Annotated in this window: 22 protein-coding genes and 1 pseudogene; 16 read left to right on the top strand and 7 right to left on the bottom strand. The window is 46.2% G+C overall.

Annotation, left to right across the window (positions count from 1 at the left end):
* Positions 1-32: 32 nt before the first annotated feature.
* A complete protein-coding gene (locus tag IPJ71_04210) occupies positions 33-1,475 on the top strand; it encodes an OmpA family protein (protein MBK7842887.1) in 1,443 nt (480 codons plus the stop codon).
* 97 nt (positions 1,476-1,572) lie between these two features.
* On the opposite strand, the gene IPJ71_04205 is transcribed toward IPJ71_04210, so the two are convergent.
* Positions 1,573-3,765, bottom strand: a complete 2,193-nt coding sequence (locus IPJ71_04205; GenBank protein ID MBK7842886.1) for a hypothetical protein — start codon at positions 3,763-3,765, stop codon at positions 1,573-1,575.
* 448 nt (positions 3,766-4,213) lie between these two features.
* On the opposite strand from IPJ71_04205, the gene IPJ71_04200 reads away from it, so the two are divergent.
* A complete protein-coding gene (locus IPJ71_04200) occupies positions 4,214-4,870 on the top strand; it encodes a hypothetical protein (GenBank protein ID MBK7842885.1) in 657 nt (218 codons plus the stop codon).
* A 33-nt stretch (positions 4,871-4,903) separates the two neighbouring features.
* Here IPJ71_04200 and IPJ71_04195 read toward each other — a convergent pair whose 3' ends face one another.
* The 3 genes from IPJ71_04195 to IPJ71_04185 are packed head-to-tail and all read right to left on the bottom strand — an operon-like array spanning position 4,904 to position 8,117.
* Positions 4,904-5,365, bottom strand: a complete 462-nt coding sequence (locus IPJ71_04195) for a hypothetical protein (protein ID MBK7842884.1) — start codon at positions 5,363-5,365, stop codon at positions 4,904-4,906.
* A 14-nt stretch (positions 5,366-5,379) separates the two neighbouring features.
* A complete protein-coding gene (locus IPJ71_04190; GenBank protein ID MBK7842883.1) occupies positions 5,380-5,691 on the bottom strand; it encodes a hypothetical protein in 312 nt (103 codons plus the stop codon).
* Positions 5,691-8,117, bottom strand: coding sequence for a GH92 family glycosyl hydrolase (locus IPJ71_04185; protein MBK7842882.1), 2,427 nt, complete (start codon positions 8,115-8,117; stop codon positions 5,691-5,693). Before IPJ71_04185 ends, IPJ71_04190 begins: the two co-directional genes overlap by 1 nt.
* A gap of 671 nt (positions 8,118-8,788) precedes the next feature.
* Between IPJ71_04185 and IPJ71_04180 the strand changes: the two genes are divergently transcribed.
* The 3 genes from IPJ71_04180 to IPJ71_04170 all read left to right on the top strand — a co-directional run bounded on the left by IPJ71_04180 (position 8,789) and on the right by IPJ71_04170 (position 10,315).
* On the top strand, positions 8,789-9,238 hold the full coding sequence (locus IPJ71_04180) for a hypothetical protein (protein ID MBK7842881.1): 450 nt from the start codon (positions 8,789-8,791) through the stop codon (positions 9,236-9,238).
* Between the two features lie 89 nt (positions 9,239-9,327).
* Entirely contained in the window at positions 9,328-9,759 is a 432-nt protein-coding gene (locus IPJ71_04175; GenBank protein ID MBK7842880.1) for an SRPBCC family protein, read from the top strand.
* Positions 9,749-10,315 carry a hypothetical protein gene (locus IPJ71_04170; GenBank protein ID MBK7842879.1) on the top strand — a complete coding sequence of 189 codons (567 nt, stop codon included), beginning with the start codon at positions 9,749-9,751 and terminating at the stop codon, positions 10,313-10,315. Before IPJ71_04175 ends, IPJ71_04170 begins: the two co-directional genes overlap by 11 nt.
* 584 nt (positions 10,316-10,899) lie before the next feature.
* Here IPJ71_04170 and IPJ71_04165 read toward each other — a convergent pair.
* Positions 10,900-11,502, bottom strand: a complete 603-nt coding sequence (locus IPJ71_04165; GenBank protein MBK7842878.1) for a hypothetical protein — start codon at positions 11,500-11,502, stop codon at positions 10,900-10,902.
* Positions 11,503-11,706: 204 nt separating this feature from the next.
* Here IPJ71_04165 and tilS point away from each other — a divergent pair, with 204 nt between their 5' ends.
* From tilS to IPJ71_04125, 8 genes and pseudogenes are all read left to right on the top strand, one after another.
* Positions 11,707-12,918, top strand: a complete 1,212-nt coding sequence (gene tilS, locus IPJ71_04160; protein ID MBK7842877.1) for a tRNA lysidine(34) synthetase TilS — start codon at positions 11,707-11,709, stop codon at positions 12,916-12,918.
* Positions 12,919-12,991: 73 nt separating this feature from the next.
* Positions 12,992-14,976 (top strand): annotated as a pseudogene (gene ftsH, locus IPJ71_04155) (ATP-dependent zinc metalloprotease FtsH).
* Between the two features lie 38 nt (positions 14,977-15,014).
* Positions 15,015-15,818 carry a TIGR00159 family protein gene (locus tag IPJ71_04150; GenBank protein ID MBK7842876.1) on the top strand — a complete coding sequence of 268 codons (804 nt, stop codon included), beginning with the start codon at positions 15,015-15,017 and terminating at the stop codon, positions 15,816-15,818.
* Positions 15,815-16,231, top strand: coding sequence for a hypothetical protein (locus tag IPJ71_04145; GenBank protein MBK7842875.1), 417 nt, complete (start codon positions 15,815-15,817; stop codon positions 16,229-16,231). Before IPJ71_04150 ends, IPJ71_04145 begins: the two co-directional genes overlap by 4 nt.
* Positions 16,232-16,314: 83 nt before the next feature.
* Positions 16,315-17,679, top strand: coding sequence for a phosphoglucosamine mutase (locus IPJ71_04140; GenBank protein ID MBK7842874.1), 1,365 nt, complete (start codon positions 16,315-16,317; stop codon positions 17,677-17,679).
* Positions 17,680-19,194, top strand: coding sequence for an NAD(P)H-hydrate dehydratase (locus IPJ71_04135; protein MBK7842873.1), 1,515 nt, complete (start codon positions 17,680-17,682; stop codon positions 19,192-19,194).
* A gap of 237 nt (positions 19,195-19,431) precedes the next feature.
* On the top strand, positions 19,432-19,914 hold the full coding sequence (gene tsaE / locus IPJ71_04130) for a tRNA (adenosine(37)-N6)-threonylcarbamoyltransferase complex ATPase subunit type 1 TsaE (protein MBK7842872.1): 483 nt from the start codon (positions 19,432-19,434) through the stop codon (positions 19,912-19,914).
* A complete protein-coding gene (locus tag IPJ71_04125; protein MBK7842871.1) occupies positions 19,907-20,845 on the top strand; it encodes a hypothetical protein in 939 nt (312 codons plus the stop codon). Before tsaE ends, IPJ71_04125 begins: the two co-directional genes overlap by 8 nt.
* A gap of 12 nt (positions 20,846-20,857) precedes the next feature.
* Here IPJ71_04125 and IPJ71_04120 read toward each other — a convergent pair whose 3' ends face one another.
* Positions 20,858-21,610 carry a hypothetical protein gene (locus IPJ71_04120; protein ID MBK7842870.1) on the bottom strand — a complete coding sequence of 251 codons (753 nt, stop codon included), beginning with the start codon at positions 21,608-21,610 and terminating at the stop codon, positions 20,858-20,860.
* Between the two features lie 386 nt (positions 21,611-21,996).
* On the opposite strand from IPJ71_04120, the gene IPJ71_04115 reads away from it, so the two are divergent.
* The 3 genes from IPJ71_04115 to IPJ71_04105 are packed head-to-tail and all read left to right on the top strand — an operon-like array spanning position 21,997 to position 23,512.
* Positions 21,997-22,206, top strand: coding sequence for a helix-turn-helix transcriptional regulator (locus IPJ71_04115; protein ID MBK7842869.1), 210 nt, complete (start codon positions 21,997-21,999; stop codon positions 22,204-22,206).
* On the top strand, positions 22,203-22,559 hold the full coding sequence (locus IPJ71_04110) for a HipA N-terminal domain-containing protein (GenBank protein MBK7842868.1): 357 nt from the start codon (positions 22,203-22,205) through the stop codon (positions 22,557-22,559). Before IPJ71_04115 ends, IPJ71_04110 begins: the two co-directional genes overlap by 4 nt.
* Positions 22,556-23,512 (top strand): HipA domain-containing protein, encoded by a 957-nt coding sequence (locus IPJ71_04105; protein ID MBK7842867.1) that lies wholly within the window; start codon positions 22,556-22,558, stop codon positions 23,510-23,512. Before IPJ71_04110 ends, IPJ71_04105 begins: the two co-directional genes overlap by 4 nt.
* 25 nt (positions 23,513-23,537) lie before the next feature.
* On the opposite strand, the gene IPJ71_04100 is transcribed toward IPJ71_04105, so the two are convergent.
* Positions 23,538-25,022 (bottom strand): hypothetical protein, encoded by a 1,485-nt coding sequence (locus IPJ71_04100; protein ID MBK7842866.1) that lies wholly within the window; start codon positions 25,020-25,022, stop codon positions 23,538-23,540.
* Between the last annotated feature and the right edge of the window lie 127 nt (positions 25,023-25,149).

Raw genomic sequence — 25,149 nt, 5'->3', positions numbered from 1 at the left:
GAGGTAAATTTTTTTGGAGCGGGCGACCTTGCATGAGTTCGAAACCGAGAAAACTTGGCTTTACTAGCGGCCTTACGAGAAGCTTTAGTGGACGCTTGAATAGATTCTTTGCTGGACGCTTTAAGGGATGCTTGGCTTTGCTGGGATTGGGTCTGATTGTTTCGTCAGCAGCGACAGCCAATGTCGTGGGCGTAGACACCCAAAATTTCAACCCCATCACAGACGGTCTTGACTTTGTCACTGTCCATTCGTCAAAGACTCTCGATCCAGGAGTCGTTAATTTTGGATTTTTTCTTAACTATGCCGTAAACAGTCTCCCTAATTATGAAAATATCTCCAATCAAAGCAGAACTGATATCGTAGACACACTTTTTTCATCCGATTTGAATTTTGGAGTCGGTTTGACTCGAAATTGGGATGCGGGATTTAGTTTGCCTCAAGTTCATCAACAAACGGTGGACAGCGAAATATTTCGGGGACAGTTTGAGACGGCGGGAATTACCGAGTTCAGGCTTAACACGAAACTGAGAGTATTAGGAGATCCAGAGGAGGGAGGATTGGCGATGGTCGCCTTGATGAATTTCAATCGCATTGAAGACAACCCATTCTCTGGGCAAAATCCCAATCCCACATTCAATTATGAGCTTGTTTTGGATAAAAGCGCTGGTGAGGCGAGCTACAGTTTTAATTTGGGATACCGCTTTCGAAGCCCGGGCGATCCTATTCCTGGGGTGCCTGTGGAACCATTCGGGAATCAATATATTGCTTCAGGTGCGATCAGTTACTTGATGTCAAGTTGGGACACCAAACTGATCGCAGAGATTTTTTCCAGTTTTCCGGCTCAGTCTGATGAATTCACGAGCGACAGAGATCTCTCTTCGATGGAACTTTTGGTTGGAATGAAAATAGACCTTTCACATACATTGGCTTTTCATGCAGGAGGAGGAACGGAGATCAGTCATGGGACCGGTTCTCCCGATTGGCGTATCTACTCGGGACTCAATTGGAATATCGAGCCTTTTTCTTCTGGATCTAAAAGAGAAGGATCAATTGTGCGATCAGAAAATAATAAGGTTGTGGAGTTGTCGGCTGATGATGAAGATCCGTTTGAAGGGGATCCTTCAGCCTCAAAGGAGACTTTTATCGGGCGAGGGGTTTTGTTTGCATTTAATTCAGACGAGGCGAGCGAGGATCTCATAAAGATATTGAATCCTATGGTTGAATACCTTAAGCGTCCTCCCGGGTTCAAGCAGTTGGTTATCGAGGGGCACACTGACTCTGTGGGAGGAGCTTCCTATAATCTTGAGCTGAGTCAGCGGCGCGCGGCGAGAGTGAAAAAGGCTCTCGTAAGGCTTGGCTTGCCTTCTAGGCTAATAAAATCCTCAGGATTTGGCGAGGAAAGGCCAATTGCTCCCAACACAAACTACCAGGGTCGATCTCGCAACCGGCGAGTTGAATTCAAAGTCTACCGGTAGATTTAAGTTTTTCCGGTAGACTTCCTCTGAGGAGGGATTGAGGTGGAATGCGACAGACATTGGTCACCGCCAGCCATCATCGGCTTGGCGAACAATCTCAAAGATCCCCGCCGCGACTCGAGTCGCCAGTATCCCATACCGGGCGGTTGGGAAGAGGATTCGCAGGCGCAGCCGGCTTTTGTCTTGGAGGGACCGCGGGGGTGGCACCACCACCCTTATTAGCAGTGGCTGCCTTTTTAGGCGGCGGCGGTCCACGACGAACGATAGGGGCTGCTCCAGCAGAATCACTATCCATCGGACCTTCACCAGGGCCAGGGTCAGCCGTGTCTCGAATTTTTTGTTCTCCTCTGTTGCCGTCACTGAGATCTCCTCCAGTGCCGGCAGGGTCTGAACCATCTGGACTTGGAGTTTCAATAGGCCATTGGTTACCCGGTGGCGGTTCGACAGGAAAACCATCGATGGGACTGCCGCCGTCAGCATAGGGTGGGGGTGGTGCCCCATTGCCGGCAGCGGGCGGATAGAGCGAGCCACCAGATACACCAGGAGACTTGGCTCCACTCTGAGCATCAACTTCAACTTGGTAGGATATCGTAATCGTGTCATCAGGCTGAGCATCATAGTTGACTTGGACCTCATTGTTGGCTTGATTAAAAAAAGTAGCTGTTTGACCTAATTCAACTGTCTGACCTGAACTTCGTCGAATTGTAACTTTCATTCGCGGAAAAGGTTTGCCGTCAGAACCTAATTGAATTACAACTCTTTCATCCTGAGGCAGCCGAAATACGGTTTGAAATCTCATCGTGTGGCTAGTCAATTTGCCGATGGACTTCATGGCTTCATTGTAAGTCCCATTGGCGAGTTCAGCTGGAAATCCACCTGCCAATTGGATCAGGTCGAGGTAGCCGCGCCCAATTTCGTTCTCATCATAATAGCGATCGGTACCGTTCTGCATTTGTTTTTTGTTAGGGACAAGCGCTTCGTTGACATAGACAATTCCCGAGACGCTGAAGCTTGCACTTTTCTTCTGCCTTTTCAGCGCATCAAGGACAGTCATTTCAGGGTTAACACCCAAGTCACCACAAAATCGATTGTAGGCTTCGACTTCTACCGGGTCAAAGCCTGGAATGCCAAAGAGCTCGACTGCCTTGGCGTTTTTATGGACCTTTTCATCGTACTTAGGCGCCTCACCCTTTTCCTTATTGTAGTGGTGGCAGATGTCGTTTTCATCAGCGATAAAAACAACCATCAAAACAGCATCTTCACGCATAAATTGGTCATTGGCCTTTAATTCCTGCAGTTGGTCGCTATCCAAAAATTGCTTGAGACTCAAGAGGCCCATTTCTCCGGCATCAAATCCTCTTTCTCCAGGCATTGATTTCATCTTGTATTGAAGAGCTCCTGTGATCTCGTCGATATTCATGCGAGCCTGTCCCACGTTTCCCAGAACGAGCGGGTCTTTGGCTTCAGCTGAGAACAACCTTCCTGAGAGGCGACTGTTTGGACTGTGGGCTGCGAGAGCCGCGATTTTATAATTCACTTGATCGACACCTTCACGGGTGCCGGGGAGCTGCTTAATGAGTTCGGGAATTTGGGAAACAATTGAGAGTCTCTCATGGAGAATGGAATCAGAAGTATCGACGACAAAAAGTATATCAACTCGATTGGTTGGCGGACGTGAAGGCTGGCTAAAAACTTCTGTTCGTTCAGAAAACTGCGGAAGCTCTTCTCTTTCCATTGGCTCGGGTCTGTGGGGAGCTGGTTGAGGGGCGGGCGCTGGAGGTGGAGCTGGAGCGCAAGGTGGCTTTAGTTCTTCGCAAGGGGGGGATGGTGGCAACACGGGAGGAGGTGGCGATGGAGGCAGAGGTGTGCAGCCAGGTTGAGAACATGTCTGTAGGAGCTGCCCTTCGTAGGTGACAAATCTTTGGCGGCCCTCGACAACGGTATGAGGGTGGGTGAATTGCTGAATCACTTCAGGAGTGGGTGGCGGAGGGATGTATCCTTCTTTGGGTTCGTCCTCGTCGCTGTATTCATCTTCGCGGTCATCTGGAGTCGTGTGGCGCGGCCTCGCAATTTGCTGAACATGTTGGTAATAGGCTGATTGAGGGGAGGTGGGTATAACGGGTGGGCTAGGAGGACGGGAGGAGTCCTGGTCTGGCAGAATTCGTCGATCTCTGGTTTGCCCGTCCTTCTTGAATTTCGATTTTTGACAGGCAGGAAGAGCCAAAATGGCCACGCCAAAAATGAGAATCAAAACTATTCGCACGTAATTCCTCGATTCACGCGGTCCCATGAGCCGTCTCCTTCTTCAAGTCACTTCCTCGTTTTATCCCAGACAAAAGGCTTGCTGCGCCCTCCTCTGGGGACATGCTCTGTAAATATTGCAAGCCATGGCCCAAGCAGAAGCGGAATTTGATTCATGAAAAATAGAGTAAAAACAAATAGTTAAGATTTTTCCCTGAAAGGACTGGAAAAAAGATCCGTCTAGAACTGAGACGATGGGACGAGAAAGGTCACCGGAGGAGTTAATTTTTTTGCGCATTGCTTTGAATTAAAAGACACCGAGTGACGTGGGAGGGAGGGGCCCCCTTTTGAGTTGGTTTTTGGTGCGATTGATGTGAGTCAGCGAGACCAAACAAAGTCCAAAGATAAAAACCCTCTATGAGTTTTGGAGACAGAACTGGATAGAATTGTTAGGATGGTGAGAAAACTATCAACTGCTGCGAGGGGTTTAACTTCACATGATTACACCAACGGAACTGACCCTTTGCAGCCGTCTTCTATTTAAACGACTCTTGTTTGTTTTAGTTTGTTTCGGCTGCAGCAGTTGCGCTATCGGTCCATTAACTAACGGTGGAACTGCCAGAAGCTTGGGACGAGGGCATTATCGGATTGACTCGACTTTGGTTAACTATCTTGAATCTGGAAATAGTTCTGTAGTTCAAACCCCTGTTGTTCGTTTGACCTATGGCCTCACCCCGTCCTGGGACCTAGGGATTCAAACGGAACTTAACACTTTTACCATAAACTCTAAGCACAATTTTATCGATAGCGGAAAAAACACCGGGATATCTCTCGCTGCCCTCCTTGGGATAGCTTTGGGAGGAAGTGAACTCTCCTATTCGGCAGGAGGCATCGTGAGTTACCTTTTCAGCAGTTCAGAACCCTACATGGTGCTTCGATATAATTTGGTTAATTTTGATCAGGAACTTTACAACTCGGCTTTTTTTGAATCCCCGCCGGATCTCCACTTTAGCTTTGTGTCGGCAAATATTGGCTATTTATATTGGTGGACCCAATCGGTTGCCCTTGGTGGCGAAATTATCCTGTGGAGCCCACAATCCTTTCCTGCAAAACCTCATTCAATGGTTTCAATTCAAATATCATTTGTATTTTAAAAAGAAATGAACCTTGAAAATCAAATTTGGTCGTCACCAATGTGCCTGAATAAAAATAGCCGGCAAAATAGAGAATCTTTCAAATTTCTTACTCAATACCTTGGCTAAATCAGCTTTGGCATCATCCATTCCGTCATAAATGGATTCGCGAGCTTCAGGCATAACATCCAAGAGCGCCGGCAAACTCCCCCTTACCCGCGTGCTAATCACGCTGCGAGGCAAGAAGCTGATACCAAACCCTCCCTCCAAGTTAAAACTCTCGCCATCAATCAGGCGATGGCCCAGAGCAAGGGTGAGCACTGGTTGCACTAAAGTCACATCCAATTTGGCAACGTTTGCAGAACGACCAGTATCACGATTGGTTAGCTCTGCTGTGGCGCCGGCGTCAATAAACAAAATATCAAGGTTAAAAGAAAAAAATGATCTTTCTCCCTCAGTGTAAGCGCGATAAAATGATCTCCACGAAAACGCATATGCATGAGGGTTAACGGTCATATCGTAAACCTCGTTCAGACCCGTGACGGAGGCTTTTGTAATTCAGGTACAAACAGATAGACTGGAATAGTTCCAACTCCCATGCCTAACCAAGAATGAAGCGAAACGCGGCGACTCAAATCAAAAGAAACAAGATTCGGAAATCCAAGTCCTAAATCAATTCGGGTAAAGGGCCTTGCACTTCTTTTCACTGCCTTATAGCGAAATTCAGACGTTGGATTGTCATCTGCGGCGGCAACGACGAGAGCAGCGACTGAAATCAACACCGCCAGAGGCTTCACCGAGTAGTGAAGTATTCGATCAATACCAATCATCAGCCTACGCATCACCATTTTTCTCCGCCTTGCCAAGGAGTGGGATCATGACTCATTCTAAAGACCAATTCACCCCCTTGTGCGATAGCTGAGTGCTCAAACCAAGGAAATCGGAGCGGTTGTCCATTGATAGAAACACTCTCAACATACAAGTTATCTGGTGCGAAGTTTTCGACTCGAATGTTGAGTTTTGATTTCCCGACATGAAGGCTTATTGAAGGGAAAATAGGCGAACCAATCATATACCGATCGGTACCGGCTAAAGGAAAAATACCGATGGCGCTCAATACGTACCAGGCAGATAAGGTGCCCGCATCGTCGTCGCCATCAAGTGCCTTGGAATCACTGGAATATTTATTATCCATAATCCAGCGAGCCCACTTTTGAGTTAGATCCGGCCGACCGGCAGCATTGAACAGATAGGCGGCTTGAATATTTGGTTCATTGCCATGCCAGTAATAAGGTCCCGGATACGCTCCCCCCTTTTTCTCATCTGCATTTAAAAAGAATTCATTTAAGGCATCGGCAAACCTCTTTCTAGCGATAGGAAGTGAGTTTGTGTCTGGCCCAAATAAGCTGATGAGTCCTTCTGGATCGTAGGGTACATACCACCGCCACTGATTCGCGCTTCCTTCGGCAAAATGCGTGGCTGACTTAGTTCGTTTCATGTAGGATGTGTCAGCCAAATCAAAAGAGGACTCAAATACGCCTGAAGAGGCACGAGGAACAAAAGCAAATCTGATTGAATTCCATGTATTTTTGTAATTTTGACTGCGTTGCGCGTAGTACGCCTCAACATCATTTCTATTGAGAGCCTTGGCCAAGCGTGAGATTGCATAATCAGAGTAACTATACTCCAGAGTATAAGAAACAGAGTTTGTCTTGGCATCCGATGGACAGTAACCCTTTTCAGTATATTCAGCTAAACACTCCCTGCCCTTTCCATCACCCGCTTGGTTGTTTGTGGCTTCAATCCTGCTCGGCTGCGCCACCGAGGAAATGGGATTCGAAATACGGGTCATCAATTCAAGAGCTCTCAATGCCGTATTTTGAGGTATTTCCAAACCCTTCAAATAGGACTCAGAGATAGCGATATTGGCCGGTAACCCAAGCATCGAATCGCCGTGACCTGCCACTCCCGACCAACGCGGCATACGCCCACTCTGTTCTCCCATTGCAACAAGTGATTTAACCATGTCTATCTGTTCTCTCTGAGCGATCAGATTATACAGAGGATGCACAGTTCGAAAGGTATCCCAAAGGGAAAAATCAGAGTAATAAGAAAAATTCTGAGCTTCATGAATTTTTTTATCAAATCCCAAGTACTTATTTTGGGTAGGACTCTGTAGACTTTCATCGCTCACAATTGTTGGCATCAGGAAACTACGATAGAGATTAGAATAGAAAATTTGTTTTAGCTTTTCATCTGTTCCCTCTACCTTTATTCGTCCGAGAATCTCTTCCCATTTCATTTCGGCTTCTCGGCGAAAATCACCAAAACTGGGATCTCTCTTGAGAAGAACTTCTTTCTGAAGATTTTCCGTTGCACCCTCAAGACTGACGTAAGACATCGCCAAAAAAATCATTACTGGATCACCAGTTGCGTCCTTTCCATTTTTGACGGTATTTTTTTCATTTGAAAATGATAAATCGATAAAAAGCTTTTCTTTAGTTGTGGTGGCTTTGCTCTCCCGCGATTCACCAAACTGAGATCCTAAAAATCGATGAGTGAAAGGTCGCTTTGATTTTAAAACAAAATAAACATCCAAGCCACCATAACGGGTAGAAACGTCGTCAAACAACTTGGCTTTTCCTCGAACCATAAAGTTAGCGATATCAACCTCGGCAGAAACATCTTCAACCCTACCGCCCTTACTTAAGTGGCTGGTCAAGTCGACAATAAGATGCGGATTGGCTGCCTTGTTAAAAGTATATTTATGAACACCCACGTGTTGGGTGGCAGTTAGTTCCACTTTGATATCTTTATTTTGCAAGGTAACCATGTAATACCCTGGCATTGCCATTTCTGACTGATGCCGAAAAATCATATTTTGATTTTTGATTTCATTAAATGAAATAGCTTTTTCAACCGGCATGATCCGAAAGTTTCCGCCTTCTTTAAGGCCAGTGCCAGAATAACGAGAGTGAGAAAAACCCCGAATTTCGATGTCCCCGTAATGGTATCCGGAAGAACTCGTGATCTCGTTAAAAGTACTTGTATCTGGTCCAAGTTTTACGGTTCCAAAAGGCACCATCGCAGCGGGGGTCGTGTGGCCCGAAGCCCATAACAATCCTCCCGTACCAGCCCGAGTGTCCACGTACCCGATCAAATGATCGTCACTACCAACGTTTTCACCGCCTGTCAGAGGTCTTCCAACATTATCCTCTAAGCAGCCATAAAATCCCGTCAAAAAAAAGAAAGCCAAGCCCACTGTCAAGAGGCGCGCTCCTAGAACCGATCGGGGGCACTCATTCCATCTTCGGAAGATCCAATATGTCCAATTCCGATCAGCGGCCTTCATTCATTTCTCCGCGTGCTTTTTCGTTTGTTGACCACAATTTGATCTCCCGCTCGCTTGATCGCCTAAAGTAGGAATCAGAATTCCAGTTCTAAAGGAAAAAAATGAAAAACTGGATTACGGGCCCATTGACTGCAAAGGTAATGCCATTGCTAAAAATAATTTTTAAATCTGTTCTCCATCAGAAATCGACAAAGGCTCATCTGCTAGCGACATTTTTTTCGGTAAGCCAAGGTCCTTCCCAATTTAGTCACCTTCTCCCTTTGAAGGGCCAATTTTAGGTCTCCTTTTGGGACTATCCGCGCACGCTACAAAAACGTATTTGAGGAGCGGCTAAGGAGCGACAAAGAAAAAGCTGTTCCATTTGTTTTCACCAGACGGCGTGCTTATAAGAGAAATACCAATGCCCGTGATCTGACTCATAGCGCCTTAGCGCCACTGCGTCTTTTGCCAATGAAGCTACACGTGGGAGAGGGTGGCAAGGTCTGGTCGCCCGGGGCCTTTGGATGAAAATTGCATTCAAATCCTTGCTCTTGGTTCCCGAGGTTCATATTCTGAAGGAGGATTTTTGAAGGAAGGGGAATAGGGGGATGCTCAAGAAAAAAATGAGGTGGACGCGATTTTTGGCATTGGCAGCGACTCTGTTGACCTGCCAAGAAAACAGGGCAGAGACGGCTTTGGTCCCAAAGGCTTTACAAAGCCATGCCATTTTGAGGACAAATGTGAGACAGGTGGAGCAAAAAAATGATGCCTGCTCGACACTCCAAACTCGACTGAGGCAATTGACAGATCTGAGCGCCCAAAATGGGGAAGATGTTTTTAAGTATCTTGCCGACCTGGGGGAGATCATGGGCGTTTGGTATCAAGACCTGGAGCCACTTGAAGGAAACAATGTTTTTATCCAAAAGGGATCCTTTGCTCCTATTCACAATACTTCGGTCAATGTGACTGGTAGTTCTCAGATCGTGAAAAGGAATTCTGATGAGCTTGTCGCTGCATTAAAGGAACTTGAACAAGAACTTTCTGGATGCCTTAAGTGAAGTGAACCCGCTTGATTACGACGGTATCCACGCTTGTCAGTGAGCTAAAATCCCGCTATTGTTTTTGAAATCTGAAAAAAGGGGATCACATGGCTGGCGCTGAAACAACAGAGATTTTTGATTGCACTCCGTCTCAATTTTTTGCAATCATTTCGGATTATCCCAACTATAATAAATTTCTTTCAGAGGTCACCAAGTGTGAGATTGTCGAAACTGACGGGAATCGCAAGTTGGTTGAGTTTCATGTTTATATGATCAAGAACTTCTCCTATCGGCTATGGATCACCGAAGATCCTAAAAAGGGGATCCGCTGGACTTTTGATTCAGGTGATCTATTTAAGGAATCAAACGGCTTCTGGAAAATTGAGGATGCTGCGGGAAAGACCCGGGCGACCTACGGCGTTGAGGCTAAGTTTAAGTTGTTTGTTCCGGGACCAATTGCAAAGGCGCTGGTCAATGTCAATCTTCCGAATATGATGAATTCATATAAACAGCGGGTGAGTGAGCTATATGGCAAATAAAACAAAAAATAAACAAAGAGAGAGCGCAGATTACAGAATAAAAGAGGGGTCTGGCGATGCCTCCGCGGCGGATGAAGCCATGAGAGACCATGAGATCGCAGATAAGGACACCGGCTCCCTTGATGGGGAGGAGAACTCTCTTTACGAATCTCATGCTTACGGAGAACGAACTGGGGCCGGGGTTGGGCACGAAGGCAGGAGTGGTGCAGCGCATGCGGGAGAGAGAGAGAGCAAAGAGAGTGAGACGCGATCGGGCGGTCTTGGAGATGCTCTCAAAAAGTTGGTCTCTGCGGGAATTGGGGCCGCCTTTATGACGGAAGAGAGTATACGCACTTATCTGAACGAGGTGCGTCTCCCCAAGGAAGTCCTGAATATGATTGTTCAGGGGGCCGGAAAGAGCAAAGAGGAATTGCTGAATCGAGTGGGAAATGAAGTTGTTAAAATCATCAGCAAAATTGATTTTGTGTCCGAAGCTTCGCGTTTTGTTGAAGAACACAAATTCAGAGTAAGTGCGGAAGTTGAAGTCATTAAAAAGGAAAAATCCGGCGAGAAATAGAGCCGCCAAAAAGATCAAAAGCTTGGCGGACAGGATAAGTGATCGTATCTGATTTATCGATCTTACAACTGGACTTTGGTTTTCTCAAAAGAGCGTCGATGAGTAAGGCATGGTTAATGGAATCCTTCTTTTGTTTTACGTGTTGCTGTTTTCGTTGTCTTCTCGTTTTTTAATGAGCTCAATCTCTGAGACAGTGGGATATAATCAGTCCCAGGTTGGATGGGGATTTTCTCGACGAGCGTACCGATTAGGCCGCAGGTACAAAATTTTTGCTTGGTCCTTATTGACATTGGTTCTTTTCGTGTCCATGGCCCAGACCTTTTGGCTGACCTTCGCTCAGAATTTCTAAATTCGTTCATTTTTTATGGTCAATTGAAAGAAGAGTTTGGTGAGTACCAAGCCTATCTGCTGGTCGCAGGTCCAAAATGAGCTGTCTATTTGTCGGTTCATACATTTTTTCAACATTAACCTGGCCGGAGGGTGTATCCGTTGAATTCTCCAATTCTATGGAGTTTATTTGCTCTTCGGTCAAGTCTCCTGCCTCCTCCGCAGTGACAGGTTTGGAGGTGAGGCTTATTCTTCCGTTAGAGTAATGCCTGAGATTGACGAACTACGGGTGGAATCGGGTGAGAGATGGTGGAAACTTCCACATAAATTTCAATAAAATTGATCAGATTCTCGGTGGGTTCGGGTACCGATTGCAAAGCTTTGCTGAGGTACTTCAGGAACCTCGATAAGCTGGTATTTTCATCAGCAGACAAGGTTTCCGAGGAGCTCATTTCGCTGAGAACTTGTATGAGAAACGAACGAAGGTCCTGATCTTTGAGCTTGCTCTCAATTTGAAAACTGAGTCGGTCGAAAAAATCGAGTCTCAATTGGGTTTCACTTTGCTTTTCAATCAGGGCTAACAGTTCAAGCTCAGTTTGTTTGAGGTCTTTTGTAGAGTTCAGAACTATTTTGGGATTAGGCTTTTGTGAGTGAGCGTTGGGGGAGGGGATAGGTTGGAGATCGAGGATCTTGCATACCCCTTTTTGAGCGATGGACATCTGCATGAGATGGCCTTTTTTGATATCCTTTAGTTGTGTGAGGATTTCGGCAGAAGAGAGCATTTCAGCCTGTCCAATAAATGGAAAGAGGAAAATCACTCCGCAAAGAAAGACGAGTTTTTTTAGGGGACAGCTTTTCACTCTAGATCGCCTGCCTTCAGATAAATTCTACTGACGACTGTTAAATAGCTCAGATGAAGAGAAAGCAATTTCTGCGCCCACTGGCCCGCCAAGAGATAGACGAGTTCTCACTTTGCGGGTGGATGGCGTACTCAGAATGGGCTCTTACGCACCTCATCTTGCATTAGTGACAAAATCTGTAGTCAGACGTCTAAACCTTAGATAATGAGTGGTGACCGGAAACACCCCAATAAAAAATGGGATCGTTCTCGTTGCTATTGTTATTTTATTTATTTTTTTTGGACGATTAAGGTGAGAAAAAAAGGCAAAATTCGAGATCCAAAAAAGGAGGTCACCAACAAAAGGCGACTGCGTAAAAAGCCCCTGGCGGCCTTGGATCATCGAGTCTTGGACGAACTGCGCTTTTTGAAGAAACGAAAATCTTTCGTGTTAGTGGCTGTCTCTGGTGGTTTAGATTCGATGGTCCTGTGGGAGGTCATGAGCCGACTAAAAGTCCTGTTGGGTTTTGAACTTGGTGTTGCTCACGTTCATCACGGAATAGCAGAGTCGAGTCAGGGGCGATTTCGTTGGAGGGCCTATGAGTTTGTCCGAAAGCATGCCTTGGAGAAGGGAGAGAGATTTTTTTCCAATCTAAAATTGGAGGATATCGAGAAGGGAAACGAGCATCGAGATGCGAACGGGAAGGGTCCTGGTTTGCTGGATTCTGAGGCTGATATGAGAAGTTTTCGCTACGAGTGCTTGCGAGAATGGCAGCAGGAGAGTTCAATCGAGACGGGCCTCCCTGTGTACTTGGCTCTGGCACATCATGCGGATGATCTTCTCGAGACTCGACTCATTCGTCTGATAAGGGGGACCGGGCTGCAAGGTCTTGAGGCAATGAAGATTTGTCAAAATGGGCTTTTTCGACCCCTCTTGTGCTGCTCTCGTCGAGAACTCAGTGATTACGCACGTCAGCAATGCCTGGAGTGGATGGATGATCCAAGCAATCAAAATCAGGACTTCCTTCGCAATTGGGTACGTGAAAGCTGGCTTCCTTCTCTCGAAAAGAGGCACCAAGGTGGAACACGGAATCTGGGTCGCTCCTTAGACAGGATTTTTAGAGAGGCTTACGGGGGAGCAAGGTCTCTGAGTGCTCTCAGTCCTGCGACGAGGGATGACTTTGTGGAAGAGAAAAACGGCGAAAAATTTCTTTTCCGAAATCGAAAGGAGTTTGGTCTTCTGACTTTGGAAGAAAAGCGCTGTGAAATGGCCTCATACCTTCGAAGGCGAGGGATCAAGGGCTACGGCCAAAGTCATATCGATGAGATTATTAAGAGGCTAGGCACGAAAAGAAAAACATTCAGCTTCAAAGTCTTAAAGTGGGACTGGATGGTTGATGCAGAGCAATTCGTGGCGATCCGGTCTGAAGACGAGTGAGGAAAGCATTGAGACACTTCGCTGGGAGTGTTATTCTGCCGAAGAGGTAGTAGTTAGGAAAGGATAGTTTTTCATGCGTTCATCCCAAAAGACTTTGGCCCTCTGGGCGATGCTCGTGGTCGTGGCAATATTGTTGTTTCAGATGTATGAGGCGCAGCGCCATACTTTGATTCGTGATTTTGATTATCCCAAATTTTTGAAGGCCGTGGAAGCGGGAGAAATAGATGCCGTCACCTTTAATAAGGATTCGGGTGAGATCGAGGGAGATGTAAAAAATGAGTTTCGTGACAAATATTCGGGTCGTCATTTTCAAATTTTAGGGAACGTAGACTCTGACGGGTTTAAGATTGTGCGAGAACACGGAATCACGCCTAAATACGTGGGCTCTGATAATTCTTTAATGACTTCTGTTTTTCTAAACTGGCTTCCCTTGATCGTCATCGTCGGTATGTTCATGTTTTTTATGCGACAGATTCAGGTGGGTGGGGGGAAGGCCATGAGCTTTGGAAAGAGCCGGGCTCGCCTTCTTACCGAAAACAAAAATAAAGTGACCTTTAGAGATGTTGCAGGAGTTGAGGAAGCCAAGGAGGATCTTCAAGAAATTGTGGCCTTTCTGAAAGAGCCCAAGAAATTTACTCGTCTAGGGGGTCGAATTCCAAAAGGTGTTTTGCTTGTGGGCCATCCTGGAACGGGAAGACACTTCTGGCAAGAGCCGTCGCTGGAGAGGCGAATGTTCCATTTTTCACGATCTCTGGTTCTGATTTTGTGGAGATGTTTGTGGGAGTGGGAGCAAGCCGGGTTCGCGATCTGTTTGAGCAGGGCAAAAAAAATGCCCCCTGCCTTATTTTTATTGATGAGATTGATGCCGTCGGTCGTCATCGAGGGGCTGGAATGGGCGGAGGTCACGATGAGAGAGAGCAAACTTTGAATCAGCTTCTTGTGGAAATGGATGGTTTTGAGAGCAACGATGGGGTCATCCTCATTGCAGCAACCAATCGTCCTGATGTTTTGGATCCTGCTCTTTTGAGGCCTGGTCGATTCGATCGACGAGTTGTGGTGAATAAGCCAGACCTACATGGCAGAAGGCAGATTCTCGAAGTTCATACTCGAAAGACGCCTCTTTCTGGCGCCGTCGATCTTGATCGAATTGCTCGAGGAACGCCCGGATTCACAGGAGCTGATCTGGAAAACCTCGTGAACGAAGCCGCCTTGCAAGCAGCCCGCGACAATAAACTCAAAATCGAACAGGATGATTTTGAAAAGGCCAAAGATAAAGTTCTGATGGGATCAGAGCGCAAATCTATGGTGATCAGCGAGAGTGATAGACGCATAACAGCATATCATGAAGCGGGACATGCATTGGTTGGGAAAGTCGTGCCGTGGTTGGACCCCATTCACAAGGTAACGATCATACCTCGAGGAATGGCTCTTGGCTTGACTCAAACCCTTCCAGAGGAAGAACAGCTGAGTCTCTCAAAGAAAAAAGCGCAGAGCATGATTGCTTTTCTTTTCGGAGGAAGAGCGGCTGAGGAGTTGGTTTTTAATGACTCAACGACGGGTGCTGGCAATGACATTGAAAGGGCCACTGAATTGGCGCGAAGGATGGTTTGTGAATGGGGAATGAGTGAGCGATTGGGACCATTGGCCCTTGAACGTCGGGAAGGACCTGTGTTTTTGGGCATGCAATCCTCACAGTCGCGTGACTACTCCGAATCCAAGGCCGAAGAGATTGATAAAGAAGTTTATCGAATCGTCATGGAAGGTTATGAATTGGCAAAGAAAGTTCTGAAAGACAATATGGCTGCGCTACACAAAATGGCAGAGGTGTTGTTGGAACATGAAACCATTGATGCGGAAGAAGTCGCAATTTTGGTTAAAGGGGGAGGTCTTCAGGAGATTGGGGACCGCCGTGGAGACCGGCAAATAGTTTTAGAAAAGGAACGCAAGCAAGCGGCTGAGGAAGATGCAAAAAAGACGAAAGAAGAAGAGGAGCGGCTCAGGGCAAAGGAGAGTGGCGAACGCGATCCGGTGGGTAGTTCGGGGCCGGTAACGGCCTAGAGTTCCTTTTCTTTATAATTGGGTGAGTGAGGAAGTCGATTTTACAAAATTTTTTAGACAACATGACGTCAATTTTCTCTCAGCTTCGTCTCATGGACCTGCTGGATTTGTTTTTGGTTTTGGTTGTGGTGTACCGGATTCTTCACCTCACCAAACGTTCTGGTGCCGTGCAAATTCTATCTGGTTTGGGAATTTTAGCCATCGCATATCTTGGGAGTATTTGGTTTGAGCTGATGACCTTTAATTGGCTCTTGGAGAAGTTTTTCTCCAATCTTTTTCTTATCGTGGTGATTCTTTTTCAGACAGAAATCAGGCAAGCACTTGCTCAGATAGGCTCCAATCCATTTCTTTCGGGGGCAAGTCGTGTCGAAGAAACTCATATCGTTGAGGAGCTTGCCAAGGGTGTGGTGATGATGGCGCAGAAGGGCTTTGGCGCTTTGATCGTGGTCGAGAGAGAAATTGCACTGGATTACTTTGTGGAGATGGGAACTCCGATGGATTCGGTGGTCAATGCCGAGCTCTTGGTTTCTCTGTTTCATCCCGCAGCACCTCTTCATGATGGGGCCGTCGTTATCAGAGAGGGGCGAATTTATTCCGCCGGTTGTTTTTTGCCATTGAGCAAAAACCCCATTTTGGATAAGAATCTTGGGACTCGTCATCGAGCAGCGATTGGCTTGACGGAAGAAACCGATGCTTTGGTTTTGGTCGTCAGCGAAGAAAAGAAGTCGGTAGGGATTGTGCAGTCCGGACAATTTCTACCTAACGTGAATCATTCCATGATTCGGCAAACACTCTACGATACATTTGGTCTCAAAGTGAAAGTTGAAAGGAATCCGACATGATCGGATCAGCCAAAAAGCAAAAAAAATTTCACCTCAACGAGGACACAAGTTATAAGATCGTCGCTTTTTTTGTCACCTTGGTTCTTTGGGTGACCATTCTTGGTAGAAAAAGTTCTGTTGTCGTGAAAGACCTGAATCTCGAGGTTTTGGTAAAGAGCAGCTATGTGGTAGGAAATGATCTTCGAAAGAAAGTTCGCGTCCAACTCTCGGGGCCTCGCATGGTTCTTAAAAAGTATGCTCAAACGGATCAGCCCTTTACGGTCGATCTTTGGGATGCTGAGCCAGGTAAACACCGGATTCGATTGGGTCCCGGCGGACTTAATCTTCCCGTTGGTCTTAAACTGCTCTCGGTAAGTCCGGGGGAAATCATGGTCGTCGTACGTGATGCGGGCAAGAAAGTGGAGGGGAAGTGAAGACCGGAAAGGCAGCAGGAAAAGGGGAGTTGATAAAAAAAACTCAAGGAGTTGGAGTTGTGGAGCCTTCTCCTGCGGCCAGAATATCTGGCCTTTTTGGAACCGATGGAATTCGCGGCATGGCCAACAAGTATCCGATGACTCCCGATGTTGTCATGAGGGTGGGGCAAGCACTCGGATTTGTTCTCAATCAGCAGGTGAGCAGCCGTCGAGTGAATCATCGGATTGTCATGATAGGAAAGGACACTCGTATTTCAGGATACATGCTGGAGCAAGCACTCTCCTCTGGCCTCAACAGCATGGGTGTATGGGTGCAGCTCGTGGGCCCCCTTCCGACTCCCGGAATTGGGTTTTTAGCTCGGAATATGAGAGCAGACGCTGGGGTCGTTATATCTGCATCTCACAATGCCTATTATGACAACGGTATAAAAATTTTCGGAGCCGACGGATTTAAGATCACGGGAGAGATGGAGACCGAAATAGAACGATTGGTGAGAGATGTGGATCTTCATCTTCACTTGGCGGACAGTCATGAAATCGGGCGAACACGAAGAATAGATGATGCGGCGGGAAGGTACATTGTCTATGTCAAAGATAGCTTTCCTCTTGATCTTTCTTTAGATGGCGTTCGGATCGTCTTGGATTGTGCCAGTGGTGCCGCTTACAAAGTGGCGCCAGCCGTTTTTGAGGAACTGGGAGCGGAGGTCGTGCTCACGGGTAACCGGCCCGATGGATTTAACATCAATGAGAAAACAGGAGCCCTTTACCCTCAGAACACCTGTGAGGCGGTTATCAAGTACAGGGCAGATGTGGGAATCAGTCTTGATGGCGATGGGGATCGCGTCATCATGGTGGATGAAAAGGGAAGGATCGTCAACGGAGATCACATTTTAGCTATATGTGCAATTCACTTGGCAAAGAAGCGCTCCCTCCCGGGTAACACGGTGGTTGCCACTCACATGAGCAATGTGGGTCTCGAATTGGCTCTTCGCAACCACGGAATTAATTTGGTACGGACGGATGTTGGAGATAAATACGTGGTGGAGGAAATGAGGCGAAGTGGGTATATTCTCGGTGGGGAACAAAGTGGTCATATCATTTCTTTGGATCACAGCACGACGGGAGACGGATGTGTGGCGGCTCTGAATGTTCTGGCTGTCATGCTTCAGGAAAAGAAAAAATTAAGCGAGTTATCGAAGTGGATGAAGGATGTGCCGCAGGTTCTCATTAACACTCGAGTGAGTCATCGCCGCGAGCTTGAAGAAATTTCTGGTTATCAGAGCATGATTGACGAAATCAACACACAGTTGTCCGGCGATGGGAGAGTTTTTGTGCGTTTTTCGGGAACGGAGCCCGTTGTCCGTGTTTTGGTTGAAGGGACTGACAAGAAGGCGATTGGACGGCATGCCGAGCGCATTGCCAGCTTTTTGCAAAAGGAGCTAACCTAGATGCGATTGGCGACTGTTTCCCAGAGTCGGGAAATAGATGAACTGTCGCAGACGGTGTATGGACTGAGTGGCGAGCTTTTAATGGAATCGGCTGGTTCCTTAGCTGCCCGTGAGATTGCCCAATCTTATTTTCCAGAATTGAAGAAGGGTGTTGTCAGTATCGTCTGTGGTCCAGGAAACAATGGCGGCGACGGTTTGGTGATCGCCCGTCATCTTCATTCAGCTGGATATCGTCACTTAGTGGTTTACGTGTTGGCTCCTCAAAAACAGCGTTCCTCTCTGTTTGAGCAACAAATGCGTCGGATTCAATCTCATGGAATAAGAATTGTTGATTTGGTAGGGAGCCCAGAAAAGACAGAAGCATTGCGGTCATCGTCTCTCATCATCGACTCACTTTTTGGAATAGGTCTTTCGCGTCCCATAGAAGGCGAATATTTGAGTTTGGTTGAGTTGATGAATTCAGTGCGGGTGCCGGTTGTCGCTGTTGATTGTCCATCTGGACTCAATTGTGATACGGGAATGGTGAGAGGTCAGGCTGTAAAGGCTGATACGACGATTTCATTTGGTCTGGCCAAGCCTGGTTTTTTTGTTGCGGATGGTCCCCGTTATGTTGGAAAACTGAGGGTGTTGTCGATTGGTTTTCCCTATGAATCCTTGCGTGGCGTGGCCACGACTCATTTTGCATTTACTGAGAAATTAGCTCGTAGATATTTGCCGAGAAGACCTGAATCCAGCAACAAGACAGATCATGGCCATCTTTTGGTAGCGGCAGGACGATCTGGAATGTGGGGCGCCGGGGTTTTAGCCTCTGCCAGTGCCTATCGTATGGGCTGCGGCTATGTCACATGGGCGAGCTTTCAGAGTCCCGAAGAAAATCTGCGAGAGGTTCCGGAGGTGCTCACTGTTGTTTTGACTGATCCGCTTTTGTGGGAAAAGAAATGGAATGTAGCGGCCGTCGGTCCAGGTTTGGGAGTGACTCGTGCAGTGGCAGACCTGATTGAAAAACTCAAGGGGAGAGAACTAGCAGGTGTCGTCTTAGATGCTGATGCTATTACAGCTTGCGTAGAATTTGATTTGTTTCCCTTGCCTCGTCATTGGGTCTTGACCCCACATGCAGGAGAGTTAGCAAGAGTGATCGGGCTGGACGCGACAACAATCGGTGAGAATCGCTTTCGGGCTGCTTTGCTGGGTTCAGAAATTTCGGGATGTCATGTTTTATTGAAGGGCTTTCGAAGCATTTTAGCTCACGAAGGTCGGTGCATGGTGATTAATTCAGGCAATTCAGCTCTGGCCAAAGCAGGAACAGGAGATGTTCTTACGGGAATGATTGGGAGCTTTATGGCTCAGGGGCTGGAACCTCTGCAAGCATCGGCAACGGCCGCTTATATTCATGGACGTATTGCAGATGAATGGGTTCGAGTTGGACACGATCGGCGCACCCTGATGGCCTCAGACCTCAAAGATCATCTTCCCAATTTATTGGGACGGATATCGGGTGGCACTCTCGTGCTGTAGTGAAAGACTGTCTCTTCTTTTGTGTGTGCATTCCCAATGTCATGCAGAATTTATGGGACGCATTATGTCGGTAAGGTGGCTGCGAGGCCCATTTGCTAATTTTTGAGGGTGATAGAGAGAGCTGCCCGCCAGTGGTGCGGGTGGCACCGTTCATTTGTCGGAGTTTGGGGCGGATTTCCAATAGTTCCAATAGACGGAATCTTGAGTACTTGTTAAACCCTTCCTAGGGAAGGAAATATGACGGGGAGAAAACGCACACGAATTGGGGACATTGAGCTTAATTCTCTTCAAGAAAGTCGTGCATGGGTTGCCAAGTGTTTGATTCCGAGCCTCTCGGTCCGAGAGATTCTGCTCTTTGAAGGACCTCTGGGTGCAGGGAAGACGCAACTGGTGAGGTTCTTGTTGGAAGAATTGGGAACGGAGGAGGCTTGTTCGCCGACCTTTGCTATTCACCATCGCTATGAGACTGTTCGTGGACCTATTGATCACCTGGATCTCTACCGCCTTGAGGATGAAGACGATTTAGAGTCTACGGGGTTTTGGGATTTATTCTCGGTACAAAAAGGCTTGATACTTATCGAATGGGCGGACCGGCTTGATTCTTCCTGCTTGCCACCTGATTGGGTCTGTCGTCGAATTAGAATTGATTTTGGTTCAAGGGGGAGACTTTCTGAGGAAAGACTTTTGAGTATCGGACCGGAGGGAAGTGCCATTGAGTAGCCGCCTTCGAAGTGTGGTTCCCGAATTGGGGCGATGGGCTTTGGTTTTTGGTTTCCTTTTTTGGTGCCTTGGTCATTTCTTTGTGACACAAGCCGCGTTTGGGTCTGTCGGTTTTGGACTTTCATGTGCCTCTTCGTTGAGACGCGACGCTAAAATCCAAAGAGAGGATGGTCTCTTAGAAATTATTCAAAAATTCAATGAAAACATTTGTAGCGACGCAAGAACAGAACTCTACCGCAACATGACCGGTCGTAGATTTCTTAATGACGATGATATTCAGTTTTTTTTGGTTAGATTCGATTCTATTTCTAGAAGCATGGAATCTCAATTGTGGAATTTTTTTGATTATGAGGAATTTGAACTGAGCCAGGTTGAAGCGGAATTTCAGAGTCTTGGCCGTGCTCTGGAGGAAGAAAAGAGGAGTTTGGAGATTGAAATTGATAGGAGAGAAATGTTCCGGGCCAAGCAGCACTTGCGAGAACGGAATTTTAGAGATCAGGAGTTTTTAGCGCGAAAGGCCGCTGAAGTGCAGAACTATCAGGAGATGATGGATGAGCAGGGACAATTTAATCCATTCCTGCTCATTCCTAATAGAGAATATGGTTTTGTCGGTCTTCGATCTGAAAATCAACACATTGCACGCATTAGGTTCAGCAAGGAAGTCGTTGATTTTCTGATCAGTCAGCAAGGAAATGTGGCACGGCGATTTATGACGGCAATTCAGAATGGATTTCGTGGAGCGGTAGCGATTTCCGGTATCAAATATCTCGTTGGAGGCATCAGGGGCAAAAATGTGATTGAGGTAAAGATCATGGGAAAAGACGGTCTGAGTCGCTTACTTGGGTGTTATCGAAATAACATTCTCAGGATTCTGACTGTGGACAAAAGGCACAAGTCTCTGGCCGATTTCCAAGATTTGTGCAAAGAATGATAGAGAACAATCCTATGGGACGAGAACTCCATCGACAAAGACAGGGCCACGAACATTCTCGAGAGTTTCAATTGATCCATTTATAACAAATATCGGGCCACGGGCATTGAGAACTTTTCCAACATTGACATTCTTTAAGACCAGAGGACCTCTGAAATTCTCTACAATTCCGATCTCAGCCTTAACTCCATCCTTTTTTAGTCCGCTGAACCAGACAGGTCCTCGATGGTTTTTTATATGATTCACTTGGTGGGAACTCAAGCACACGGGGCCCCTTGTATTATCAAATTGGACGACTTCGTTGCTGTTTAAAAGCAGGGGTCCTCGAGTATTTAGTACACTGGAGCTGAGGGCTTTTCGCACGAAGGCAATCCCACGAAAATTTTCAATTTTCAAATTAAGTGCTTCAAGAACAATCAAAATACCGCGTGAGTTGATAAATGTCTTGTCGGTCGCGGAGGAAGAGACCTCCTCTACATTTCCAGAGGGATTGAGACAGTTTCCTCTTAACCAATTTTCGTCAATTTCTCCGTCGTCATCTTCGTCTGGCTCATAATCGGACTCTGAACCTGAATCGGTGGAGTCTCCATTTCCCTGGTCATTTTGCTCAGACCTTCCATCTCCAAGCTTTGCCAATTTCGCAGATTTTTGACTGAAGGAAACATCCGAGCAATTTTGCCACATCAATGTCAGCAAGGAAACTGCCAACACTGTCATCGTAAGTTTCAACTTTTGGACGACTCCTGAAGGATTGGCGTGCATCATATCTGATTCCCCCTCTTTAGGAGATGAGAATGCAAAGGAAAAGCCATGTCTTCTCCTCTCAAATTCAATAAAAGTGGCTAAGGAGTCGATAGCGATTAGACCTTGGACGTATCAATCAGATGCGAACTGAGTCCGCCACTGATTTACCCGTATTTCACCCTTATAAACTCCAATATCAATCAATTCGGATTTCATGATATCAGATTCAAAATGGGGCGTGGACCCAGATGAAATATGGAGCTCAAATCACGATGTAAGTATGTTAAACGGGGCGTATTTGTACCCTAAAGGGTGTAAATAATTGACATATTCAATATATGCACCCGATTGGGTATATTTTGAAAATATCTATTCATTTTTATACCCAATCGGGTATGATAATGAGCATGAAGGAGTTAGGTGAATTCATCAGAAGAAAACGTAAGCAGGCAAGGCTGACTCAACCAGAATTGGCTGAAAGGGCTGGGGTTGGTCTTAGATTCATTCGTGAGCTTGAAAGTAATAAGCCCACACTTCGCTTGGATAAAGTTGAGCAGGTTCTAAAGCTTTTTGGTCACACAGTGGGTCCAATCCCTATCAAGAGAGTGGTTGAATAGTGGCAGATCATAGGCGGGGGAAAGTTTTTGTAGGAAAAAACTTTGCTGGAATTATCGAGCAAAAAGAGGGGTTTTACTCCTTCACCTATGACGAAAACTACTTAATATCCACAAATCCAAAACCTGTGAGCCTTACGCTACCACTACGCAAGGAACCGTTTGAGCAAAAAACGATGATTGCATTTTTTGACGGACTAATACCAGAGGGTTGGTTACTCAATATTATCACTGATAATTGGAAGATTAATCCCCGTGATCGAATGGGGCTGCTATTGCTTGCATGTAAAGACTGTATTGGTGATGTGAGTGTGGTTGACGATGCTCATCGTGGTGTTGACGAGGACTCAGAATGAGCAAGTGTCTAGGCTGCTATCAGCCATTAAAAGATGCCCTTCGTGATGGTGATTATCATCATTCCTGCAGTAAAAAATTATTTGGCACTGAAAACCCTCCTACTGTTGATTTTGGAAATGGCGACCTTGAAGCCTTAGCAAAAAGATCCATTATCCAACACCTTGGGATCACAGGTGTTCAACCCAAAATTTCACTTCACATAGCTAAAAAAGAAAATGACCCAAATCATCGCTTGATGATTGTCGATTTATGGGGAAATTTTATATTGAAGCCACCCACTCGCCAATTTCCAGATATGTCAGTAGTGGAAGATGCTACGATGCGCATGGCAGAGTTTGTTGGTTTAGTAACTGCAAAACATGGTCTTATTCGATTGAAATCAGGAGAGCTTGCTTACGTTGTAAGGCGCTTTGATCGACCCAAAAAAGGGAAGAAAATTGCTGTTGAAGATTTTTGTCAGCTGAGCGAGCTATTAACAGAATCCAAGTACGATACATCTACAGAAAAGGCTGGGGCAATCATTCTAAAATACTCTTCGCAGCCAGGTTTAGATGCTGTGACTTTTTTTGATCTCAATCTCTTCTGTTTTTTGACTGGCAATGCAGACATGCACTTAAAAAACTTCTCGTTGATGCGAAATGAATCAGCAGAAATGGTGCTGTCTCCAGCATATGACTTACTTTCAACTCGATTATTGATGGCTGAGGATAAAGAAGAAATGGCGCTCACCCTAAATGGGAAAAAGGCCAGGATTAAAAGAGATGACTTTGTTGCACTTGGAAAAAATTTGCAGATTCCAGAGAAAGCTATTGAAAATAGTTTTGCGCGACTTTTGAAGCATATCCCTAAAATGAAGGATGTCGTTAAAGATAGTTTTTTATCTGCTGAGCTACAAAAACGCTTTAATAAGTTAATAGATGAGCGAGAAAAGGTATTAAGGCCAAATGTCTAACCGTAGAGTAGAACCAACGATGGACTTAGGCTGCCTTGCCCGCCATTTTTTGGAGCCCTTCTGTCAGGCGGAAGGACATTTTTTCATGATGGGTCAGTGTCGGTATAGAGTTCGCTTCTTTACTTCCGATAGAGAGGATCATTCCAATTTGATGTGAATCGTATTGGAGAGGTGTAATCGTCACATGGGAGGGCAATTCTGGGTGTCCCCAGTTTGTAAAGAACTGGCTATTGATCTCATTCTTTACGATGTGTCCATGATAGGGCATGTGGGTGCGACGAACCACGCGAAAGATACAGGCACTCGCGATATCAAAAGGGGCTAGAGCCTTCGGGTTCGTCGGCCGCCAATGGCGATCCCACTTCCATGGACGAAGTCTGGTTCCTTCATAGAGAAGCGCCATAGAACAATGATATTTAGTGTTGATTTCCCGGAAAGCCCAGGCAAACAGTTCATCTTCGCTCTTGCAATCTTCAATTTTGCGAGGAGCTTCGGGCAATGTTGAAGCGATGGACCCAGAATCTATATCTACTTCGACTTTGTCTTGGCGTTGCAGCTTTTCTACATCATAGACGCCCGTTGGGATTTCATCTTGATTAAAGGGTTTTGCGAATTGTTCTGAAGAGATTGGAGATGGCGGAGATGGTGGAGATGAAAGAGAAAGAGAAGGATCTTGTATTTGTGAGTCGAAATGGGAAGACTTGGTCAGGTCAAAATTCAGTTTAATGCCCGTGATACTTGTGTCTTCGGTTTCGTTTTTTGTCACGTCGTTAAGGATATCCAAATCAAGACCCTGCAGGTCAGGTGGTCTTTCGGTTTCCTCGGGGAGGGAAGGAAACAAATCGTCTGAAGAATTCTTGGGCACTGGGTTTCCTAACTCCACAATATTCGCCGATGCCTGGTCGCTCGGCATTTTGGCTTGAGTCAAATCTTCGGCCCAAGTTGCCTCAGGATCCTTAAGTCGTTGATCAATTGCCTTGAGAATTTTTGTATCGACCCTTCCTGAAGATTCGTCGAGACTTATCACGCCCGAAAGGGGGTCTTCTCCATTTTCATTGATTTCGAGAATCTCGTCGCTAGATTCAATTGGCATGAAATGGTCGTCGGTATGAGATGGATGGGATTGATATATGAGATCCCAATATTTTTTTATATCTGAGGACTCAGCAAGAACAAATTGAACTGGAAAGCTCCAATCCTGATCTTGGACAGGCTCAACACAGGCTACAAAGATGACTCCATCCCACTCACTAATGGGGATCATCCATTGAGTCCAATTGGCATGTGCTGAGGTCTTTTCTAACAGATCGACATCAGGCGATTTTTCAAAATAATTGCGATTGAGAGAAGCCAGTCCATAATGGTCGCGTGCCCAACTCAAGTACTCTTGCTGGTTGATCTTGTTTGTTTCAAGGCACCAAAAAGTAAAATTGAGATCTTGAGGAGCCTCAAGATTCCATTGGCTGTAATTTTGACCAGCAACTTTTAGTGCCTGGGCCCAAGGTTTCATATTCGTTGTCATTCAATATGGGTTTCGGAAAATCTCAGAATCACCTTGAGATTTGAGACCTTAACCGTCAGGCAATAGAGCGGAATTGGACGGAAGTCTTGTCAGATGATCAAACGAGAACTCCTTG

It is taken from the genome of Bdellovibrionales bacterium, assembly GCA_016714165.1.
Lineage (GTDB): Bacteria > Bdellovibrionota > Bdellovibrionia > Bdellovibrionales > UBA1609 > JADJVA01.
The sequence above is the reverse complement of the archived record's forward strand: the minus strand, read 5'-3'. Positions and strand labels throughout refer to the sequence as shown.